The sequence below is a fragment of the Paraburkholderia nodosa genome (genome assembly GCF_001718195.1).
Lineage (GTDB): Bacteria > Pseudomonadota > Gammaproteobacteria > Burkholderiales > Burkholderiaceae > Paraburkholderia > Paraburkholderia nodosa_A.
Genome location: NZ_MCNV01000040.1, coordinates 1 through 18,137 on the forward strand (window position 1 = coordinate 1; position 18,137 = coordinate 18,137).

General features: G+C 61.1%; 25 protein-coding genes, 3 pseudogenes and 1 riboswitch. Of the genes and pseudogenes, 7 read left to right on the forward strand and 21 right to left on the reverse strand.

The window, feature by feature from the left end; all coding sequences use genetic code 11:
• On the reverse strand, nucleotides 1-1,786 hold a 1,786-nt coding region (locus BFD71_RS35870; RefSeq protein WP_069268997.1), incomplete at its 3' end, for an ABC transporter ATP-binding protein.
• A 613-nt stretch (nucleotides 1,787-2,399) separates the two neighbouring features.
• On the opposite strand from BFD71_RS35870, the gene BFD71_RS35875 reads away from it, so the two are divergent.
• Nucleotides 2,400-2,798 carry a response regulator gene (locus BFD71_RS35875; protein ID WP_069268950.1) on the forward strand — a complete coding sequence of 133 codons (399 nt, stop codon included), beginning with the start codon at nucleotides 2,400-2,402 and terminating at the stop codon, nucleotides 2,796-2,798.
• Nucleotides 2,798-3,202 (forward strand): response regulator, encoded by a 405-nt coding sequence (locus tag BFD71_RS35880; RefSeq protein WP_069268951.1) that lies wholly within the window; start codon nucleotides 2,798-2,800, stop codon nucleotides 3,200-3,202. The genes BFD71_RS35875 and BFD71_RS35880 overlap by 1 nt, the downstream gene beginning before the upstream one ends.
• A 478-nt stretch (nucleotides 3,203-3,680) precedes the next feature.
• On the opposite strand, the pseudogene BFD71_RS42480 reads toward BFD71_RS35880, so the two are convergent.
• Nucleotides 3,681-3,821, reverse strand: a pseudogene (locus tag BFD71_RS42480) (IS110 family transposase); the annotation flags it as partial.
• On the opposite strand from BFD71_RS42480, the pseudogene BFD71_RS35885 reads away from it, so the two are divergent.
• Together BFD71_RS35885 and BFD71_RS35890 are read left to right on the forward strand one after the other, a co-directional pair.
• Nucleotides 3,816-4,073: pseudogene (locus BFD71_RS35885) on the forward strand (DUF2384 domain-containing protein); the annotation flags it as partial. The pseudogenes BFD71_RS42480 and BFD71_RS35885 overlap by 6 nt on opposite strands.
• 84 nt (nucleotides 4,074-4,157) lie before the next feature.
• Nucleotides 4,158-4,240, forward strand: a riboswitch (ZMP/ZTP riboswitch).
• Nucleotides 4,241-4,408: 168 nt separating this feature from the next.
• Nucleotides 4,409-5,257, forward strand: coding sequence for a tetrahydrofolate dehydrogenase/cyclohydrolase catalytic domain-containing protein (locus BFD71_RS35890; protein ID WP_069268952.1), 849 nt, complete (start codon nucleotides 4,409-4,411; stop codon nucleotides 5,255-5,257).
• Nucleotides 5,258-5,603: 346 nt separating this feature from the next.
• On the opposite strand, the gene BFD71_RS41025 is transcribed toward BFD71_RS35890, so the two are convergent.
• The 10 genes from BFD71_RS41025 to BFD71_RS35935 all read right to left on the reverse strand — a co-directional run bounded on the left by BFD71_RS41025 (nucleotide 5,604) and on the right by BFD71_RS35935 (nucleotide 10,425).
• Nucleotides 5,604-5,771: an acetyltransferase gene (locus BFD71_RS41025; protein ID WP_141710917.1), complete on the reverse strand. Its 168-nt coding sequence runs from the start codon at nucleotides 5,769-5,771 to the stop codon at nucleotides 5,604-5,606.
• 703 nt (nucleotides 5,772-6,474) lie between these two features.
• Complete coding sequence (locus BFD71_RS35900; RefSeq protein ID WP_069268954.1) at nucleotides 6,475-6,870, reverse strand: hypothetical protein; 396 nt, start codon at nucleotides 6,868-6,870, stop codon at nucleotides 6,475-6,477.
• A gap of 36 nt (nucleotides 6,871-6,906) precedes the next feature.
• Entirely contained in the window at nucleotides 6,907-7,353 is a 447-nt protein-coding gene (locus BFD71_RS35905) for a hypothetical protein (protein ID WP_069268955.1), read from the reverse strand.
• Nucleotides 7,331-7,741: a hypothetical protein gene (locus BFD71_RS35910; protein ID WP_069268956.1), complete on the reverse strand. Its 411-nt coding sequence runs from the start codon at nucleotides 7,739-7,741 to the stop codon at nucleotides 7,331-7,333. Before BFD71_RS35910 ends, BFD71_RS35905 begins: the two co-directional genes overlap by 23 nt.
• Nucleotides 7,675-8,061, reverse strand: a complete 387-nt coding sequence (locus tag BFD71_RS42930) for a helix-turn-helix transcriptional regulator (protein WP_083245673.1) — start codon at nucleotides 8,059-8,061, stop codon at nucleotides 7,675-7,677. The genes BFD71_RS35910 and BFD71_RS42930 overlap by 67 nt, the downstream gene beginning before the upstream one ends.
• A gap of 98 nt (nucleotides 8,062-8,159) precedes the next feature.
• A complete protein-coding gene (locus BFD71_RS35920; protein ID WP_069268958.1) occupies nucleotides 8,160-8,678 on the reverse strand; it encodes a 3'-5' exoribonuclease in 519 nt (172 codons plus the stop codon).
• 174 nt (nucleotides 8,679-8,852) lie between these two features.
• The gene (locus BFD71_RS42485) at nucleotides 8,853-9,158 is read right to left on the reverse strand and encodes an HAD domain-containing protein (protein ID WP_256095066.1); all 306 of its coding nucleotides are present in this window, start codon (nucleotides 9,156-9,158) and stop codon (nucleotides 8,853-8,855) included.
• On the reverse strand, nucleotides 9,073-9,414 hold the full coding sequence (locus BFD71_RS42490) for an HAD domain-containing protein (protein WP_256095067.1): 342 nt from the start codon (nucleotides 9,412-9,414) through the stop codon (nucleotides 9,073-9,075). Before BFD71_RS42490 ends, BFD71_RS42485 begins: the two co-directional genes overlap by 86 nt.
• Before the next feature lie 75 nt (nucleotides 9,415-9,489).
• Nucleotides 9,490-9,762, reverse strand: coding sequence for a hypothetical protein (locus BFD71_RS41030; RefSeq protein WP_256095068.1), 273 nt, complete (start codon nucleotides 9,760-9,762; stop codon nucleotides 9,490-9,492).
• A 186-nt stretch (nucleotides 9,763-9,948) separates the two neighbouring features.
• Nucleotides 9,949-10,425 carry a hypothetical protein gene (locus BFD71_RS35935; RefSeq protein ID WP_069268960.1) on the reverse strand — a complete coding sequence of 159 codons (477 nt, stop codon included), beginning with the start codon at nucleotides 10,423-10,425 and terminating at the stop codon, nucleotides 9,949-9,951.
• 239 nt (nucleotides 10,426-10,664) lie between these two features.
• On the opposite strand from BFD71_RS35935, the gene BFD71_RS35940 reads away from it, so the two are divergent.
• Nucleotides 10,665-11,000, forward strand: a complete 336-nt coding sequence (locus tag BFD71_RS35940; protein WP_256095073.1) for a helix-turn-helix domain-containing protein — start codon at nucleotides 10,665-10,667, stop codon at nucleotides 10,998-11,000.
• Nucleotides 11,001-11,867: 867 nt separating this feature from the next.
• Here the strand turns inward: BFD71_RS35940 and BFD71_RS35945 are convergent.
• A complete protein-coding gene (locus BFD71_RS35945) occupies nucleotides 11,868-12,761 on the reverse strand; it encodes a 4-hydroxy-tetrahydrodipicolinate synthase family protein (RefSeq protein WP_069268962.1) in 894 nt (297 codons plus the stop codon).
• A 1-nt stretch (nucleotide 12,762) separates the two neighbouring features.
• Entirely contained in the window at nucleotides 12,763-13,095 is a 333-nt protein-coding gene (locus BFD71_RS35950; protein ID WP_069268963.1) for a hypothetical protein, read from the reverse strand.
• 448 nt (nucleotides 13,096-13,543) lie between these two features.
• Here BFD71_RS35950 and BFD71_RS35955 point away from each other — a divergent pair, with 448 nt between their 5' ends.
• Nucleotides 13,544-13,957: a universal stress protein gene (locus BFD71_RS35955; RefSeq protein WP_069268998.1), complete on the forward strand. Its 414-nt coding sequence runs from the start codon at nucleotides 13,544-13,546 to the stop codon at nucleotides 13,955-13,957.
• 79 nt (nucleotides 13,958-14,036) lie between these two features.
• Here the strand turns inward: BFD71_RS35955 and BFD71_RS35960 are convergent, their stop codons facing one another.
• Nucleotides 14,037-14,444: a hypothetical protein gene (locus BFD71_RS35960; RefSeq protein ID WP_083245675.1), complete on the reverse strand. Its 408-nt coding sequence runs from the start codon at nucleotides 14,442-14,444 to the stop codon at nucleotides 14,037-14,039.
• 113 nt (nucleotides 14,445-14,557) lie between these two features.
• Here BFD71_RS35960 and BFD71_RS41715 point away from each other — a divergent pair, with 113 nt between their 5' ends.
• Nucleotides 14,558-14,701: a hypothetical protein gene (locus BFD71_RS41715; protein WP_176733010.1), complete on the forward strand. Its 144-nt coding sequence runs from the start codon at nucleotides 14,558-14,560 to the stop codon at nucleotides 14,699-14,701.
• 45 nt (nucleotides 14,702-14,746) lie between these two features.
• On the opposite strand, the gene BFD71_RS35965 is transcribed toward BFD71_RS41715, so the two are convergent.
• From BFD71_RS35965 to BFD71_RS35985, 6 genes and pseudogenes are all read right to left on the reverse strand, one after another.
• A complete protein-coding gene (locus BFD71_RS35965; protein ID WP_069268964.1) occupies nucleotides 14,747-15,121 on the reverse strand; it encodes a hypothetical protein in 375 nt (124 codons plus the stop codon).
• 167 nt (nucleotides 15,122-15,288) lie between these two features.
• A complete protein-coding gene (locus BFD71_RS35970) occupies nucleotides 15,289-15,534 on the reverse strand; it encodes a hypothetical protein (protein WP_083245676.1) in 246 nt (81 codons plus the stop codon).
• Nucleotides 15,535-15,942: 408 nt separating this feature from the next.
• A complete protein-coding gene (locus tag BFD71_RS35975) occupies nucleotides 15,943-16,233 on the reverse strand; it encodes a hypothetical protein (protein ID WP_256095069.1) in 291 nt (96 codons plus the stop codon).
• Between the two features lie 167 nt (nucleotides 16,234-16,400).
• Nucleotides 16,401-17,015 carry a GNAT family N-acetyltransferase gene (locus BFD71_RS35980; protein ID WP_069268967.1) on the reverse strand — a complete coding sequence of 205 codons (615 nt, stop codon included), beginning with the start codon at nucleotides 17,013-17,015 and terminating at the stop codon, nucleotides 16,401-16,403.
• A gap of 13 nt (nucleotides 17,016-17,028) precedes the next feature.
• Nucleotides 17,029-17,247 (reverse strand): hypothetical protein, encoded by a 219-nt coding sequence (locus BFD71_RS41035; RefSeq protein WP_141710919.1) that lies wholly within the window; start codon nucleotides 17,245-17,247, stop codon nucleotides 17,029-17,031.
• Between the two features lie 241 nt (nucleotides 17,248-17,488).
• Nucleotides 17,489-18,103, reverse strand: a pseudogene (locus tag BFD71_RS35985) (potassium-transporting ATPase subunit KdpA); the annotation flags it as partial.
• Nucleotides 18,104-18,137 lie beyond the last annotated feature (34 nt).

Genomic DNA, 18,137 nt, shown 5'->3' on the forward strand with positions numbered 1-18,137 from the left:
GATAGATTCCGGGCCGACGCGTCAGTTCCCGCGGCGTGCCATCGTCGACAAGGCGCCCGTGCTGGATCACAACGATGCGATCGAAGTTCTGCAACGTCGAAAGACGATGAGCGATGGCCACAACCGTACGGCCCTTCATTAGCTTTTCCAGCACAGCCTGGACGACAGCTTCCGACGCGCTATCGAGTGCGGACGTCGCCTCATCGAGCAAGAGGATTGGCGCGTCCTTCAGGAAGGCGCGCGCGATCGCGATTCGCTGCCGCTGGCCGCCAGAAAGGCTCGATCCATGCTCACCCACAACGGTGTTCAGGCCGTCGGGCAACGAACGGATCAACTCCAGGCACCCTGCATGCTCGCAGGCCTTCATCACCTGATCTTCCGTTGCCTCAGGGCGGCCGTAGCGCAGGTTGTCGAGCAGCGAACGGTTGAACAGCGAAATGTCCTGAGGCACGATACTCACCGCATCGTGCAGGCTCCTCAGGCTCACGTCACATAGGCGCTGCCCGGATATGCATACTGCGCCGGCGCCCGCAGGTGGATCAAACCAGCGAAGGAGCAGCGCGAGTACCGTGCTTTTGCCGGCGCCGGACACTCCGACAAGCCCAACGCGCTGCCCTGCATCGATATGCAGGCTGAAGTGATCAAGCACGCGACGTCGTCCCGGATACGAGAACGAGATATTCTCAAAATCAATGTTCGCGTCGCGAATCTGCAGATCCGGGACGTCCACTCCCTGCTCCATTTCCCGCGGGATGAGCAAGGACTGCGCGGCCTCCGCAAGACGGGCGACATGCTGGGTCATATCCACGAGCGCCACGGCAAGATCTCGCGCGCCGTGCAGGATGGCGAAGCCTAGCGAACTCACCAGCACGACATCGCCAGTGGTGGCGCGCTCCTCGCTCCAAAGCCAGATGACCCATCCCAGCAGCAGGCAAGACAGTAACACCGTCATGATAGCGTGGACCAGGCGGAGCTTTTCGAGGTGACGCAATGAGGATTGGCGTGAGCGGATCTCGCTGTCGAGAAAGTTGCCGAAGCGCAGGCATTCGCGTGCCGTCGCATCAAACGCCCGGATAGTTGACATATTGCCGATGAGGTCGACCAGTTCCCCGTCGACTGACGCGGCCCGAGAAGCAAAATGCAAGTGACGCTCCCCTCCCTTTCTGGCGATCCAGGACAGGAACGTTGTCATGCATACGGAAATTCCAGCTAGGGCGAAAGCCATTCCTTTGCTTACCGAGCCGATAAGTACAACGGATCCCAATACGGACAGAAGCGTCGGAATGGCACTCCATGCCGCCATATTTTCGATCGTGAAAATGGCGATGGCGGTCGACGAGATCCGGCTCGCAAGCGTACCCGGCTGCATGTTCGAAAAGTAAGCGGGCGAATGACCGGTGAGGTATCCGAACAGTTCACGGCGTACATCCCCTGTCACCGCGACGAAGGTCCGCACGCCGGCCAGGCCTGCAAGACGCCAGAACAGGTTATCCGCGAACAGGAGTGCAACGATGATGAGGAATGCCTCCACTACACGACCGGGATGCGCGTGACCTGCAGGTAGCGTGTCGATGAGATTCTTCGTCGCGAACTGGGCGCCCAGCGAACAGGCAATGGCTGCCACGATGCCAGACAGGACCACCAGGTGGCCGTAGGGATGTGCCCGGACGTAACGCAAGAGCAGACTGATCGGTTTGCATGCATACTGAATCAACGCCGTCGCGCGGCGTCCGCGAATCTGCCTTCGGGGTTCCCCATCTGCAATGTCTGCACGTGTCGTAACCATCGCGGTACGCCCCTGTTAGCGCCAGATGAACGTCTGATCAGAAATGGCGCCAGCGGTAAGTGCGCATAAGTCGTTCCTGAGAGCGCGTGTTGTCATTGCACGACCGGTAATCCAGTCCGGAAGTTATAGCCTGCGCCGCTGCCGGTCGTACGTACGAACAGGAAAAAAGCTGATGAAGCGTATTACCGCGGATCAAGTCAATGACGCAAGCGGGGCACTTGGCCCAATACCTTGGTGACTTCGCTCGTTGGATGGCCGTTCCGTAATCGACAAAGGACATCGGAATCAACGGGACCGTCACGGGTCGAACTTGGTCACGTTCGATCAACCCTTCTCTCGTCTCAACGCGCATGGACGTGGCAAGGCTTCTCATGGGGAGCTGAAGTTGAAAGATGATTGCCTTGAGCCTGCCTGTCTTTCGGTTTCACACTGGATGCGTTACAAGACCGCGCTACGCCCCGCAGGGGCGTCGGGCCCAAACCATTGCCAGACAAGGCTTTGGCGCAGGAAAACCCGCCGTAGCGCACCGACAAGACACGCCCGAACAACCCCGGTGGGGAACGACAATTGCGACCTAGCTGTGGTGTGATCGCGCTTTCCTCGGGGAAAATCGATGGTGCCTCAACCGCAGCCGCAGCAAGGCGTGGCTCACGTCCTGGTCGCCGAGGATGACATCCTTGTTCGCGTGGCCTTGGCCGAAGAACTGCGTGCGGTTGGGTTTGCCGTGATTGAGGCGAGCTGCGCCGATGATGCATTGGCCTATATCCGCGCCGGAGGAAAGGTCGACCTTGTGTTTTCCGATATACAAATGCCCGGCGTGCTAGACGGTCGACAACTGGCCGAGTTGATTGCCAGAGACCATCCTGGCATTCCCGTCATCCTCACTTCCGGCGACATTCAGCTTGGCGCCGGCCTGCCGACGGGGTTCTTCGTCGCGAAACCGTATCGCATCCCACACACGGTGACGTTATTTTTTTCAGTGCTGGGCTTGCTACCACCGGAAGGGTCTTAGTGACTACACCTCATATCCTGATTATTGATGCAGACATACTCGTTCGCGCACCGCTTGCGGAATATCTACGCGAATGCGGATACCTCGTCATGGAGGCGGTTGACAGCGTAGAGGCCCAGGCCCTACTCGCCGACAAGCCTTCAGCCGTCGATATCGTGCTTGCGGACGTTGGGGGCCCTGACCGCAGCGGATTCGCGCTGGCGAAGTGGATACGCGAGCGGTTCCCCGACATTCGGGTGATCCTGGCTGGAAGCGTTGCCGGATCGGTCGAAAAAGCCGCAAGATTATGCGATGACGGTCCCGCACTATCAAAACCCTACGATCACCGGATCGTGCTGGAGCAAATTCAGCGTCTGCGCGCGGCCAGGAAAGGCGCGCCCGCAGATGGTTCCGTCAACTCGTAATCCACCTTGTCATCGTCCGTCAGCCAGCCTGGACGGGCGTCCGAGCGTCCACCTGCTACGTCCGGCGCTGTCCAGCTAACAAACGGCAGTTCGACGTTTGAAGGAAACTCGACTACGACACGCTCACCGGCAACGGCGCCGCGTGGGCCAAGGCGAAGTCGAGCAGCTATGCCGAGTCGTGTGTGAGCGAACTCGGCGCGTTGTCGCTGGATCTGCCGCAAATCGCTCACCATGCGGCCACGGCGCAACCGGCGGCACACCAGGCGCATTGATCCGCGATGCGTGAATCGCCCGCACGCTGGCCAGCGCGCGGCTGTGACGGACAGTCTCAGCACCCGTGCCGCGCCGAAGCCGCACATTATCGAACTATCAAGCAACCGAAGGGTAGCGCGTTGGCATCTGGCTGGCTTCTGGGGCACGGCAAACGGACATTCCTTTCGGTGCGAGGACAGACCGCTTCACGCCCTGAGTCACTCAGTCAAGCTTTTGGAGGGGGAACCGTGAGGTTTGCAAGAAGGGGCGAGCCTCGCTTCCTCAGTGCGTTCAGGTAGATGCTTTCATCGTATCGTGTCCCGGTCTGCCAGCAACGGTAGAGGATGCGTATCCATTTGAACGCCAGGCACACGTCCATAGCAACACGATCAGCAGGATGTCCGGCGCCGAGAGCGTTCAGCGCTTCCTACGGGAGGCCCTGCGCGTCATCCGTGCAGCAACGGATCTGTCTGGCGACGTTTCGAAAGCGCTGTTCTGGTATCGCAACGAGCCACTGCCCCTCTTCGATTACAAGACGGCCGAGCAACTGGTTTCGGAAGATCGTACGGACGACGTGCTGCGATATATGACGTCGCTCGAGGTGGGTGCCGCCGGATGACCCTCGTCCCGGCTTCGGCCTCGGGCAGGCGAAGTCCTTTGTACCCGGCTGAGTCATTCGTGAACCGCGGGATGCGGTAGAATTCGACATCTACGTGACTGGCGAGAACGGATGGAGCCCCATCGGGGAGCGTAGACGCAGCGCCGCCGTTCGCCTGGGCATCTTGATCGTCCATTCCTGAGACTTCCAATGATCACTGCCCCCATCTCCGTCTTGTTCTTGCACTCTTCACTGGGCCGGCCGCGCCCACCGATACTTTCGACCTCACGGTGCAGTTTTTGCATGCCACCTGTGTTTGAACAGGTAGAGGCAAAGCCCGCACGGCAGGAGGTCCTGTGACCATTCTGCTTGATGGCAAAAGACTGGCGGCACTCCAGGAACACGAATTGTCTGATCGCGTTACTGCACTCAAGACAAGGAACGGCGGGCAGACGCCGGTGCTGGCGACGATTCTAGTGGGCGACGATCCTTCGTCGGCGGTCTATGTGCGCATGAAAGGCAATGCGTGCCGCCGAGTTGGAATGGATTCGCGCGCGATCACGTTCCCTTCATCGGCGACAACCGAAGACATCCTGTCGCAAATCGACCAGCTGAATGCAGATCCGGATGTACACGGCATATTGCTCCAGCATCCGGTTCCGGCACATGTCGACGAACGCGCCTGCTTCGATCGAATCTCGGTTGCAAAAGACGTCGATGGCGTTACCAGCCATGGCTTTGGGCTCATGGCGCTCGGTGAACCCGCCTTCGGGTCTGCAACTCCAGCCGGAGTCATGCGCCTGCTTTCACACTATCAGATTGACGTATCAGGCAAGCGCGCCGTTATCGTGGGACGCAGTCCGATTCTCGGAAAACCCATGGCTCTCATGTTGGCCAACGCCAACGCGACGATCACGTTGTGCCATTCGAAGACCGTCAATCTCGAAGCTGAAGTTCGGCGTGCGCAACTCGTCGTCGGCGCTGTAGGGAAGCCCAATTTCATTCCGGGCGAGTGGATAAGCGACGGGGCTATCGTTGTCGATGCGGGCTACCACGTCGGCGGTGTTGGGGACATTGAGTCCGGCGACCTGCTGGATCGATGCGCTGCCGTGACGCCAGTTCCAGGGGGCGTCGGCCCAATGACCATCTCGACGCTGATCTCACAGACTGTGACAGCGGCAGAGCGCGCGGCCAAAAGCGCCTGAGGCCCAGGCGAAGGATTTCGAGGAGCAGCCCGGGGTCGGCGTCGGCTTGTCATATCCGGGCCGGCTCTATGGGACAATCAGCCAAAGCTTCAGGGCCATTCCGGCAGGATTCGCGAACAACTTCTGTTCCGATAGCGGCGGCGAGCGCAACGCCGAAATCTACACGCGGTCGGCACCGCCAAACTGAATGGTCTGAATTCCGGGGCCTCCCTACGCCAGGTCATTGCTCGCATCACCGAATACCCCGTCAATCGCGTCGACGAACGGTTGCCAACGGTCGTTTCGCACAAGCGCCTGAAATTCCCAGCGACTCGTCAGGACGGCGCTCGTTCAGTCCGCTTACGGTTTAACGTTCAGCGAGCGCCCTGATGACCTTCGCATGGGTCGCGAGGACGCGCCGAACTGCGGCGCGCACGATCCGCTCGCCCTCCGGGCCAGACAGGTCAATGTTGACCGGCCGGACGGGTTCGCGGCTCGGCAGGATGGTGATGCCGTGGATCTTCCTTACGGTCATGATGGCTCCGGCGATTCCGGTGATCTGCCCTGCCGCGCAGCGGCACGTGAAGGTTATGTCTACGAGAAACGAAAGGGACTGGCTTACGTCTGACGCGAATGCGATTGCCTGATATCGTGATTCATACATCGACGGCGCGGGAAAACGCATATCGAGCGAGCACTGCGGCATCCTTTCAGTCGGCGATACGGTGCCGGTCGGCCGGTTACGCGCCAACCGGACCCATACGGGTCTCGCGCATCCGGCATGGGATCGAGGTGTAGTTCGCCAGCGTGATTCGATAGTGCCGAATTCCGCTGGACGTGTCGAGCACCCTGCTCCATCGAAAGACGCTGGAAGCGTCGGCGACTTCCTGACGTGACTCACCACGGCCTGTACAGGTCTTCGCGGGGCGTGGCCAATCTGTCTTGCAGCAAGTTGAAGTCGTCGATCCAGGCAATAGCGCTTGGGATCTCTCCAGCGTGATTTGCGAGGCCTCGAGTTGGAGCATGAGCCAATAGGACACCCATTTACACCCATTTAAACCCCTCCGGGATCGAACCGTGTTTGCGCACACTCATCCGGCTCACGCGGCACGCGTAGATTCACCAGTTCTGGGAGATCTGGCCTGCCAGGACGACCTCAATGACATGCGAAAGGACACCCTGCATGACCATTTTCCGAGGACCTTGCAAACCGCCAACCGCATGATCGATGTACCTTGTCAGCTTTTTCCTGCGTGGACAGGGCATCGGGTTCGCATCCACCCCGTCTCGATCGTCTGTCCTGGATTGCCGCATGTTTCGCACAGCCGCCCGCTCATCATCTCGGCGAGTTCAATCATGCCGCGTTGTCGCTCGTCGGCGCCGGAGGCATTGAAGCGCAACGTCCCGAACTTTTCCTTGACCTGCCTCACGACGACCTGCGGTGCGCCATGCCTTGTCGCGAGTTGCAGTCGCGCGCACAACACGTCAATCAGATCAAACCAGCCATCTCCGCACTCGAATCCCCACAGTGAGAATACCGATGGCATGGCGTCCGGCATGTCGGCGACTGCCAGATCAACTGCAAAAATGAGCGGGTATCGTTCCCGCAGGATTCTCGACAACTCTTCGCGCACTGTCCTCTTTCTCCCTTTCCGGCATTGCTGTCGCGGCTAGCCGTACGGCACGCCGCGCGCCTCTTCGTGCGCAGCGGCAATCACACGCTCGGGCTCCGCGGCCAGCAGGTCAAGCGGGCGTCTGCCGTCGAGCCAGCTGTTGACCGACGCAAACCAGAATGCGAGCCGCCAGCCATCTTTCGTCTCACCAAACACGTGCAGGACCCTCGCAAGGGCGGCCAACGGTCGGTACTGCCGCTCAGGATCGAGCCCGTAGGACGGAAAGTATTCGCCTTGCCCGCGCCGGACGGAAAAGAGCCGCCCCTCCTGTTTCCAGCGCTCTGCCAGGAGAGGCTGGGTATCAGCATCCGGGCAGGCGAGCCTGTCCACCTGCGCCGCAGTCAGCCAGTCGCACGCTTCAAATACAGCCTGTCTGGCGGCTTGCTGCACTGGGGCGCCCTCATTGCCAGCATCCCCGTCGTCATTGCTGCGCGGCCTGTTCATCAGCAGTCCTCTCTTCAAGATTCTCGTGCAACGAGCGTTGCCCCATGTACGTGTTGTCGCCCTGAACGGCTTCGAAGCTCGCCTTTTGCGAGATCCCGGCACGCAAGTCGGCCACAGCCATGGGGACACCTGCATCGCTGATTCGCCGGGACAGCATCTCGCCAGCAAACGCATCGGCACGATCCAGACTCAGGGACGGCCCCAGCAGGTCACGCATGCGATCACCGGCGGCGGCGGTCGTGGACAAAGGGTCCGCCTCGGCCGCCTCCACGATCGAGTCCAGCACCGGAATCACAAACTCAAACTCTGTCGCGCGCTCAATCATGCGTGCGACAGTCTGGCGCGTGTGCGACGGATCCATCCCGTATGAGATGGCCACGTCGACCAAGGGCCACCGATGCGCGCCAATGCCATAGCGGTGGGCCAGCAGGTCGGCATCACGCCGGGCCCTCTCGTCCAGCGGCTGCTCGCGTCCGAGCAGACTGCGTCCCCGGGTAGCCAGACACGCCGCGACATCCCGGATTGCAGCTTCGAGTGTGTCCGCTCCGATACCAGCCCCCTCTCCCAGTGCACATAGGTCGATTTCGCAACGCCCGCCTTGCGTGCGAGTTCGGGCTGCGTCATCCCTGACGCTTTCCGGCGGTCACGCAGGCGCTGCGCGAACTGCGCTGCGAGCGATAGCGGTATCCACTCCCGCGCCCCGCTCATCGCGGTCTCCCCGTCATTCCTGTGGGCCTTTCAGGGAAAGGACGCATCCGCCAGGCCCCGAACGACCGGAGGATCGTTCCCGCGCGGACATTCCGCATTCAACCGGCGCAGGCATAGGCATTGGCCCTCGCATCATGCAGCGCATGGTGCTCGCCGCCATGGCGGGCGTAGTATGCGGCGAGGCGTGCCCGGTCGCGCTGGCCCGCGATGTTCTCGAGCCGCCAGCCGCCCGGTAGCGGGCCGCCCATCAGAAACCGGAACAGGTTCAGGTCCGTCTCGTAGTCGTAGCAGAGCACCGGCCCGGTGTCGTGCGGCACGTTCACGAGCCATGCACGCAGTGCCTCGCGCAGCGCGACGAACGGCATCGCGCGCCCCTCGAACTGGCCGAGCTGCGGCAGCACCACCGCGCGGACGAAGTCGCTGCACAGCGCCGGATCGAAGTCGGTACGCTCGCCATAGAACTCGTCCCCGTTCTCGCCGACGATGGCGAGACTGATGAGCTGGCACTGCCGGAAATCGGTGAATTCCGTGTCGATGTAGTAGCGGCTGGTCCCACCGCCTTCGGCGTCGGCCGGCAGTGGCCAGCGCAACGCACCGTGAAAGCCTGTATCCGTCATGTTCTAACCTTCTCTCTCCTGCGGCGCCGGAGCGCGCCCTCGCACGCTTCGGCAGCCGTATGGCAGCCCGCCCGATGCAGCAAAGGTGTTTGGCCTTTCCCACAGCCCGTCTGCACCAGCCGCCACCTCCGGCAGCGGCGTGATCCTGACCCGCTCAGGCAAAACCGGTAGATATCATCTGCCGGTCCGTCCCTGCGGGTGCAGGGAGGCGCCACCCTTCTGGAGCGCTTCCAGCGCTTGACGAAGCGCCTGCTGCACGTCGGTTGAGGCCACACCGGTACGTCCGGAGCAGGCGATGAAGTGGCGGTCCTCGCGCGCCGCATCGACAACGCTCGGATGATCGTCCAGGGCAAGCCAGTGGGCAATCGACCTGCGCTGCACCTCCCTCAAGATTTCAGCGGCCCGGGTCGGGCCATACCCCTCGACGACACCGGGCAAACCGCGCGCCGAGCGGACCCAGCAGCTTGATGAGGGCCGCATCGTCAAACAGTCTTCGCCAGTCCGAGCTGACAACAATGCGCACCTCGGGAAAGGGTGCAAGTATCCGCTCAAGGACCGGGCACCACATGAAGAGGTTCGGGTTCTCTATCAGGCGGAAGTTGTCGTCGAGCGCCAGCTCATCGTAGGCATGCAGGACGCCGTCAAAATCCAGAAACAGCACCGGGTGGCGCGTCGCCTCGATTTCAGGAGGTGTCGTGGCGGTTACGTCTGCCGGTCGAAAATCGGTCACTTGCATAAGGTGTCCAGGGACAAGCCAACATCCATTCTCCCGCCGTCGCCGCATGTCTCCTTCCCGTGATAAGGCGGATTATCACGGCGAGCCCTTTTCCGGCCCGCGCAGCGCGGCGAGCCGAGTCTGCGGTTCCGCGAGGACCGCTGGCGCGCTGATGCCCAGCACGGGGTCGGTTTGCACCAGTTGAGCCCCGCACACCGCCGGCCAGCCGGCATCGTCGTCGAGCCCGAGCCATGCCTCGGGCCGCCGTCGGCATACGTCGCCCCAGACCTGCACCCCAAGCGGCGATGCGCAGCTCAGGGTACGGCTCGAGGCAGCGCAAAAGCAGTGCTGCGCTTTCAAACAGCGCATGACCCGGCGGGCTCGCGACATACGGTCCGGAGCCAGGACGGCGCCAGACGCCCCCCCCTGGTGAAGCGCGCCGTCGAAATCGAGATACAGCACGAGGGCACACCCCGTCGCCGCGGGCGCGTGTCCGGCTCCTCAATAGCCAAGGCCGGCCCCCCGCTCCGGATGCGCAACCACAGCGGGTCTGCGTCAGGAACGGGCCTGTGTCGCTGGCGCCTTCGCGCGCCAGAGCCGCCTGCCGCGCGCCGGGCGCGTTGCCAGTGCAACCGGCACGGAGAACGTGCGCCCCGCCGCGGTCGTGAACCGGGTCACCGTCACCAACCGCTCGCCCTGGCTGTACCGTTCGGACTCGGTAACCCCCACCCGGATCTCGCTCAACGGATCGAGCGTCCAGCGGTCAACTTCGCGTGCGAACTTTGTGCTCAGCACGGCGGCGCCCCGCAGCACAACGTCCCCGCCGACGAACTGCTCCAGGTGCGGCGCCGTGGTGGACAGATCGAGCATCACAATCGACGGGACGACCCGCGAGCGAGCCGGCGACACCCGCAGGATCAGCACGTCCCGTGGAATCAGCTGCTCGATCGCCGTCCACGCGGTCGCGCCTTCGGGCTCGCCGAACGGCAATGCATACGGCGGCAACCGGTTCTTTTCACTCGTCACAAACATACGGCCAACTACCTCATTGCTTTCTCTATCAACTTGCCGGCCCGTGGCCGCGCCGTGTTCCCCAAGAGGATCAAACACCCTCCCGAGAACACATCACCACCACGAAAAACCTGCCGAACCCGGTCCACACATAGGTTTCAGCATGATATTTCCCGCCCTATTCCCAGTGTACTGGGAAGACAAATTATAGCGCCAAACGGAGAGTGCTCCCATTTCACTGGGAGAGAATTTTGGAGTTGGTGGAAGTCTTTGGCGCCGTGTTGCGCGAGCACCGTCTTCTCGCGGGGCTCACACAGGAACAACTCGGCTTTGAGGCCGATGTACAGCGCAAGTATGTCAGCATGCTTGAGCTGGGCCAGCACCAGCCAACGCTGACTACGCTGTTCGCGCTTGCTGCCGCTTTGAAATGCTCGCCCAGTGAGCTGCTTGCCGAAGTCGAACGGAGGCTCAAAAAATCACGTCGCTCGAACAAGAAAATAGCGAATCCGGTCAAAAGCCGCGCGAACACCGCCACCGACCAAGCGCGTGCCAGCGAGGCGACCGATCGCTCACACGGGCGGCCGCGGCACAAGTGAAGAACTAAATTTCGCGACCTCAGAGCGCGGAAGAGGTCCATCCGACTTTCCCGCACGCTAGTGAGTCCATTTGCCCCACCTTTCGGCGCCCGTGCTGCTTGTCACATCTACAAGGCGTGGAGAGGGCTGGAGCCTCGAAGATCGTGAGCCCGCTGGCCCAATTAACGATAGTTGGCATGTCTCCGGTGGATCAGTTGGACTAGCGTCGACGGTCGAACATGCGCCACGAGGACGCCGACCAACCGGCGTAGCGTAGTCCTCGACAGGGGAATGACCGCGCCAAACTCGGGCAGGATACTGTGCGGCCGGTTCATGGTGGCCGAGCGTTCGGAAACTGGCCCTTCACGTGTCCCGCAAATTGCCGCCAGAAGATCTCTGCTTCTTTCTGCATCTATATGTGGTTCAGTGACGCGCATCGCGAGGCCGGAGGCCGCCACGCAAATCGCCGACGCATCAACGCAATCGTTCCTCCAGCTAAATGGTGGATCGGGCGATGGACGATGCGAAGGATCACAGACGGGCGAATCGCGTGCCATCGATGTAGGGCAAAGCTGACGCATGACGCAGACGCAAAAAACCATAGTTACCAGAAGAATGCATGACGTTAGTTTAGGTTTCCTTATTAATTAAAAATTCGATCATTATATTTATGTAGAATTGCACCTACAGCCTGGGCGTGGCAACCCAGCGTCGCCGTTAATCAGCGGGCACACTCATCCCGTCACGCGCAAGCAAACGCGTTAGCGGGAAGACAAAATCAGCGTCACGCCCACATGCGCCGGCTCATCCCCAGTCCAATCCAGAGCCCACGTGGCACATGTAGGGAGCGAGTCGCGCGCGGGTTCGAATTGTGCGAAGGCGCGAAAATCAGCTCTCAACCGCGCCGTAAGCCGGCATTGATGCCCGTAACTCATCAAGCGTGGCGCGCGCCACTAGCAGGCGCCGAAGGAGCGTATCGGGCGCCGGCGTGATCGGCATGCGCGTTTCGGCAGAAATGCTGCCGTCGAGCGACATCATCGCCTTGATAGCGCTCGGGTTCGGCGCAGCGAACAGCAGACGCACGACCGGCTCGATGCACGCGAAAAGTCTGCACGCCTCGTCGCCTTTGCCAGCGCAGAACAGTGTCTGCACTGCGGCAAGCAGATCGCCGCAGACGTGGGCGCTCGCAAGGATCCCGCCGGTTGCGCCAGCGCGCAGACAGTCGAGAAACGAGTCGTCGTTGCCGCACAGCATGGCGATGGGCAACGTCCCAAACGCTGCGAATCGCTCACGGGCGCACGCTTTGATTGCGCGAATGTTGGCGATCTGCGCCAGTCTTGCGACCGTCGTTGCCGCGAGCCCTACGCCCGTACGATGCGGCACGTCGTATAGCACGATATCGCGCTCTGTGGCTTGAGCAATCTGTTCGAAATGCCAGATAAGACCGGCCTGATCCGGACACAGATAAGCAGGCGCGGAGACCAGATATCCCGCAAGATCCCACGTTTGCAGACGATGGATTTCGTCGATGAACGCCGCGGTGTCGATGCCTCCTACGCCTGCCACGACCGGCAACCGCCCCGCGACGACCTCCGTGATCGCCTGCAACACCACGCTGCGTTCCCGCGCGTCGAGCAGTGCGGCCTCACCAGTGGTTCCCAATGCGACGAAGCCGGCAATTCCGCTCGCTACATGGCGATCTGTCAAAGCTTCCAGTGAGGACACGTCGACCGCCCCCCCACGCATCGGCGTCACGAGCGGGATCCAGATTCCATTGAACATGTCAATTCACCTTCGCATTGATACGCGGACGCAGATAACTCACCGTCGCTTCGGGGACGGCGTGCAGCAGCGCATGCAGGACGAAGTCGAAATCCTCCGGCGCGATCTCGATGCGAACGTGGATCGAGTTCTTCTGCTCGCCTGTGCGCGTGACATAGACGCCGAGCGGCGAGTGCAGCAGCAGCGTCAGATGCGAACGCGTGTCGGCCAATGATTTACCGCAGAGCGTGATATCGAGCCAGGCGCGCGGCGCGTAGTACGGCAAGAGTTTGCCGCTCAAACGGCGCAAAACCGACGGCGTATCGGGAACCGGAAGCAAGTGTGCGTAAGCCATGCGAAGGGGCACGTCGTGCGTGCGTTGTGTCGATGAAACCTAGCGTAGCGAGCTTCGCGTAAAACGTGCGTAAAAAGATGCATTTCCGAAAAACTCGAGGAAATATATACGCCGCGTTTACGTTTTCCGACGACATGTCTGTGTGCCGTATATACATGTTTCGATAGCGTCACGGAGTCGATATCCACATCAATTAACCAGAGGCATTCATGTCGATTACCTACTCACAGCGTTCGCTTGATTCTCACACGTATTCTTCACCCGAAAAATGCGAGATCGGGCCACGGCATATCTCGTTCAACTGCCGGCGCCTCGTGCGCGCGCACCTCCATGTTGTTGCACTTCTGGGTGCGGCCGCAGCGATGACCTCAATCGCAATCGGCGAGCCAGTCATTGGGTTTGCCGTCTGTATCGCAACACTCGCGCCTCTCGTATGGGAGGCCTGACCATGCTAAAACTACTCATCCCCATTGTCGACAGTCGCGGCGCAGCCGAAGCGGCGCGGCATAGCGCGTTTCTTTTTGCGGAGCGCTGCGTCTCGATGATCGAAGTCGTCGAAGTTTGCAAGCCAACAGGGCATGCACACGCCGGTGCAAAATCGCGGAGCGGATCGCTGTCTCCGGACCGAGCGCTCACGCCTACGCCGTTGCAGCACGTTTGCGCCATCCTCGACGATGCGGGTGTGCCCTACACGTCCCGGCATGTCGCCGGGCCGACTGCGCGCGTTATCGCCGCGTGTGTTGAAGCTGCCGATGTTGATATCGTTGTGGTAGATGCGCGTGGACGAGGCTTTCTGCGCAAGTGGACGATGCTCGCGTGCCTGCGGCGCGTCTGCTCAGTGCCGGTGATGTTGCTTCATTGAACGAGCGGAAAGAAGATCCTTCCGCGGAACTCGAAGGCCGGATACTGTGGCGGACTCCACTTTAATTGCGCCGCCATCGCTAACGTCGCATGACGAGTTGCGGATTTAGTTGGATATGAAGAACAACCAACCAGCGACGTGGGCAGCGCGCCGCAATCACGACACTCTCGCCTTTGACGGCGTCTATCGCGGTGCCGGTGTAGCCGCTTCTTTTCGCGCTTACCCACGCTGCGCGCGCGTCCGAAACCAGCCAATTGCTCACCAGTATGCACGTAATGCAACTGAAGATGAGCGTTGGCGTTTCGCCAATGCTGGGATCAAGACTCCGCGCGGCAAACGAGAACACTGCAATCAGCAACTGATCGACCGCCATCGTCAGCGTGACCACCTTGAGCCATCCGCGCCAGCGCATCCGCGCAAGCAAATGGCGATACATCACCTCGTCCGGGTTTGCCAGTTTCTCTTTGCGGGGGTCCGGCGTATTCATCCTTGTCCTCATCGCTCGACCAACGTGGTGCGCCAGTCTAAGGAGAGTGCCCGCGTGTCACAAGGAAAAATGTCGTAAACACCGGGCGGGAGGCACGCAATTCTTACCTGCGTATGTTTATTCTGCTGCGCAAAAACGAACTGGATGCGACCACCCACCTGGGGGTGCCGCCTAACCGCGCAGTCGAGATGGGCGCGAGGCTCGACCTCAATTCAGCAATGCGCGGCGGCCATGAGCAGCCGCGCGTTCTTTCATGAGTTCCACCATGCCGCCCTCCCGGCCTCGTGGTCGCTGACGAACACTCACTGGCAACGCCTCATCTTCAGGACGCGGGACACCTGGCCCGGCGTGAACCCGCTGTTGCTCACATATGGCGCACAGTCGAGGGGCGCGGTCAGGGACTCGCACACTGCGAACAGACCGACGAAGCGGTACGAGTCGACTTCGATCTTGATGAATACCGGAATCGCGTCCCGCTGAGCCGCAAGCGTCCTGCCAGCAGCACGCCCCGAAGCACTGCCGTCGCAGATGATGACGTCCGGCGCCTGCGGATTCAGATCCATCCGCAGGCAGGCAGCCACGACCCTTCCATTCTTCGCGGGAAGGAAGGCCTGCTTGCTGCCCCCGCAGGCCGAGTGAATCGCTTCGCGAGAATATTGCTTGCTGAGTTCAAACATGGTGCGCTCCTTTATACAACTGGTAATCAATAAGTAGTGCTGTTTAATTGAAATTTAAGAACGGTGGCGATGTTTGCTGACTACACTGACTATCCGCAGTGCCTCATTCCGGAGAACGCCACCACATTCATAACGTGCCTGATGCGGCGAGCCTTTCAGTGACGTCTTCAGGAGGCGTTCAATGCATCAAGTGCCCGCAACATGTCCCTGCCCTCGTTCGTAATCGAAAATTCCTGCCAACCAGGGTCATACTCAGTCCGTCGCGCAAGCCCTGCATCCTGAAGGGCAATCATGTCGGGATCTTCCACCTCGAGCTTGACCGGCGCATAGCCGAGCAGCATCAATGCTGCCATCTCGTGCGCACTCAGTCGCACCGAACCCGCCCTCCGATCCTTCACACCTGGATTTCTCATAAGTACTCCTCTTCACAAGGAGACCAATCGGCCCGTTTGCGGAACATCCACGCGCTGCGATAACCACGCTTGAAGCAGGACCTACGTCGGCCACACGACCCGATTCCGGGTTCTGGCAACCCGCCTGGAGCTGGACGCGGCCGCACTGCGAGCCTGCAGAGGCGCAGTTGCGCTATCCGGCTGGCGCGATTGGTGGTTGGGAATGACTACGATGCGCACCGCTTGCCTGATTGCAAGACGGTGGCTCAAAGGAAAGAGACGCAGACGTCCTGCCTGTCAGGCAGCGAAACGACTCGGGGGACGGGAACTTCGGATGGCGCTCATATGAACGGCTCTGTGTGATTCATTTTCGAACATTGTATTACGCAGTGGCAGACTGGCAAGTAAAAAGATCGTAAAGGTCCCGCACTACTCCGTCACGGCCAATCCGCCCTCCCATTCCACATGCAGCACGACCAGCCAGCGGCGCGGGCATTCCGAGCGGATCGCGACCATGCCGCCACGAGCGATCGCGACGGGACTGACGAAGCCAGACTCGACCGCGTCCTCCCATGCGAGCTTCGCGTCCGTGCGAATCCAGACAATCAGGATTGCGCACAACGCGAAGCTGAACAGCACCGTGAGGCCAGGCGCGACGTCGGGATAATTACGGTGCGCAAGGAAGGAAAACGCCGTCGTGAGGATCTGGTTGGCGAGCACGACCAGAACCGCAATTTTGACTAGTGCGCGCCTGCGCGGCACACCTCGGCCGCGGGGCGAGGCTCCTGCATGCGTGACCTGAGGGTCGGGCTTCTCATGTCTTGCTCTCATTCCAGCGTCTCTCTGCTAAAGCGCCCACTGGGGCAATGGTACGCGGCGATACCTGCTTATCGCGAGCGATAGCTAATACGCGACGTTGGGGAACACGGCCAGCCGGGCAGGCTCGGCCGGCTCAGGACGGCGCTCTCGTATTCACAGCCAGGAAAGCGGACGGTATCAACCAGCCTGAAGCCTTGGCCGTGGTAGAAATCTAGCAGGCGGTGCGCGTTCATCGGCGCATCCAGGGCCAGTTGCATATATCCGTGCGCCGCCGCCCAGCGGTTGGCAAACGAAAGCAGCGCGCGGCCGATGCCCCGCCGCTGCTGCGACGGTTCGACACCATACCGATGCACCGTGGCGACATCTGGCCGCCGAAAGTGCCGGCAGGCCGAAGCCGGGTCTGTCGCGCGCAGGGTTAGCGTTCCCGCGAGGCGACCCTTGCACACGGCGACAAAGCACGCCTCGTCCACGGTGTCCCGATGCACCGTCCGCTCCCTTCGCTGGCAATGGACCGGGAGGTTGCCCGCGACACCGACCGACGCGGCCGCCCGGTGCAGCAGTTTCGTGATCTGCGAATTCAGGTTGTGCCCGGGATCAAATGGCCTGATGATCACCCGGCCAGCGTCCACTGAATCCTGCGTGAAGCTGACGTCAGGTTGTATCGAAACAGGCGTACACCGCATGGCGCCTCCTGCCTCACCAGGAAAGGATGATCAGCGGCGCGAGCGACGCGACGTATGCGGCAAGACCCACAACGGCCCAGCCCGACGCGACCGCGACACAAGCCACGAGCGCTCCGGCGATACCGATCGCGCGCATGCACTGCAGACGCGCGCGCCGGCGATCAATTCCGGTTCCGGAATCGTCCGGATCTGGAAGCTTGGTTCGACGTGTAAAGTGCACCAGAGTAGACATACGGTGGTCCTGTCGCAGCATTGTGACTTCTCTGCATCGAAGCTTACGGGACTCAATCAAAAAATCGCGTAAAAGGGATTCAGCGTTTCATAAACGTTCTGCGTAGAGATCATGAGCGCCGGCAGGGCGTCCTCGAGTTCAGTCATCCGTGCGCGGATCTCATTGAGTTCGAGACAACGAACTCGTAGAGCAAGCCCCGAGGTTTTTCAGCTCGTGGGCGGGAAAGCCGGCCGGCGTCCGGCTAATGCCTGACTGCTGAGCTCAATTGCTCGGCAATGGGTCCCAGCGCGAGCGCCGGCAGATAAGTGAGCGACGCAATCATGACCACCGTACCAATCAGCAATCCGACAAAGAGCGGACTGTGCGTCGGCAGCGTACCCGGCCCCGCTTCTCGCCGAAGTTTGCCCGCGAGCGATCCGCCAATCGCCAGCACGGGTACGATCACGGCGAAGCGGCCAAACCACATCGCAATCACGAGCATCCAGTTGTAGTACGGCGTATTGGCCGACAGGCCGGCGAACGCGCTGCCGTTGTTGTTTGCCGCGGACGAGAACGCGTAGAGAATCTCGCTGAACCCATGTGGGCCGGGGTTCGCAATGCCTGCGATCCCGGCCGGCACCGGCACGGACGCTGCGGTGCCGAACAGCACCAGGATGGGGGTCGAGAGAATGACCACGGCGACCATCTTCATCTCGAACGCGTCGATCTTCCTGCCCAGGTATTCAGGCGCCCGGCCAATCATCAGCCCGGCAACGAACACAGCCAGCATTACATAGATAACCATGCTGAAAAGTCCGGAGCCTGGGCCGCCGAACACGACTTCGCCTGTCTGCATCAGCACCATCGGTACGAGGCCGCTTTCCTCTTGTCGAGCCGTCCTTTTCTTGCCA

Coding starts and splice junctions, on each gene's coding strand:
- BFD71_RS35980 (WP_069268967.1), bottom strand. CDS start 17,015: ATGCGGTGTACGCCTGTTTCGATACAACCTGACGTCAGCTTCACGCAG.
- BFD71_RS35935 (WP_069268960.1), bottom strand. CDS start 10,425: ATGTTTGTGACGAGTGAAAAGAACCGGTTGCCGCCGTATGCATTGCCG.
- BFD71_RS35965 (WP_069268964.1), bottom strand. CDS start 15,121: ATGTTTGAACTCAGCAAGCAATATTCTCGCGAAGCGATTCACTCGGCC.
- BFD71_RS35950 (WP_069268963.1), bottom strand. CDS start 13,095: ATGGCTTACGCACACTTGCTTCCGGTTCCCGATACGCCGTCGGTTTTG.
- BFD71_RS42930 (WP_083245673.1), bottom strand. CDS start 8,061: ATGAGCGGGGCGCGGGAGTGGATACCGCTATCGCTCGCAGCGCAGTTC.
- BFD71_RS41025 (WP_141710917.1), bottom strand. CDS start 5,771: ATGACCGTAAGGAAGATCCACGGCATCACCATCCTGCCGAGCCGCGAA.
- BFD71_RS41715 (WP_176733010.1), top strand. CDS start 14,558: ATGTTTATTCTGCTGCGCAAAAACGAACTGGATGCGACCACCCACCTG.
- BFD71_RS35955 (WP_069268998.1), top strand. CDS start 13,544: ATGCTAAAACTACTCATCCCCATTGTCGACAGTCGCGGCGCAGCCGAA.
- BFD71_RS41030 (WP_256095068.1), bottom strand. CDS start 9,762: ATGCGCTGTTTGAAAGCGCAGCACTGCTTTTGCGCTGCCTCGAGCCGT.
- BFD71_RS42490 (WP_256095067.1), bottom strand. CDS start 9,414: ATGCAAGTGACCGATTTTCGACCGGCAGACGTAACCGCCACGACACCT.
- BFD71_RS42485 (WP_256095066.1), bottom strand. CDS start 9,158: ATGCGGCCCTCATCAAGCTGCTGGGTCCGCTCGGCGCGCGGTTTGCCC.
- BFD71_RS35960 (WP_083245675.1), bottom strand. CDS start 14,444: ATGAATACGCCGGACCCCCGCAAAGAGAAACTGGCAAACCCGGACGAG.
- BFD71_RS35905 (WP_069268955.1), bottom strand. CDS start 7,353: ATGAACAGGCCGCGCAGCAATGACGACGGGGATGCTGGCAATGAGGGC.
- BFD71_RS35920 (WP_069268958.1), bottom strand. CDS start 8,678: ATGACGGATACAGGCTTTCACGGTGCGTTGCGCTGGCCACTGCCGGCC.
- BFD71_RS35970 (WP_083245676.1), bottom strand. CDS start 15,534: ATGAGAAATCCAGGTGTGAAGGATCGGAGGGCGGGTTCGGTGCGACTG.
- BFD71_RS41035 (WP_141710919.1), bottom strand. CDS start 17,247: ATGTCTACTCTGGTGCACTTTACACGTCGAACCAAGCTTCCAGATCCG.
- BFD71_RS35875 (WP_069268950.1), top strand. CDS start 2,400: ATGGTGCCTCAACCGCAGCCGCAGCAAGGCGTGGCTCACGTCCTGGTC.
- BFD71_RS35945 (WP_069268962.1), bottom strand. CDS start 12,761: ATGTTCAATGGAATCTGGATCCCGCTCGTGACGCCGATGCGTGGGGGG.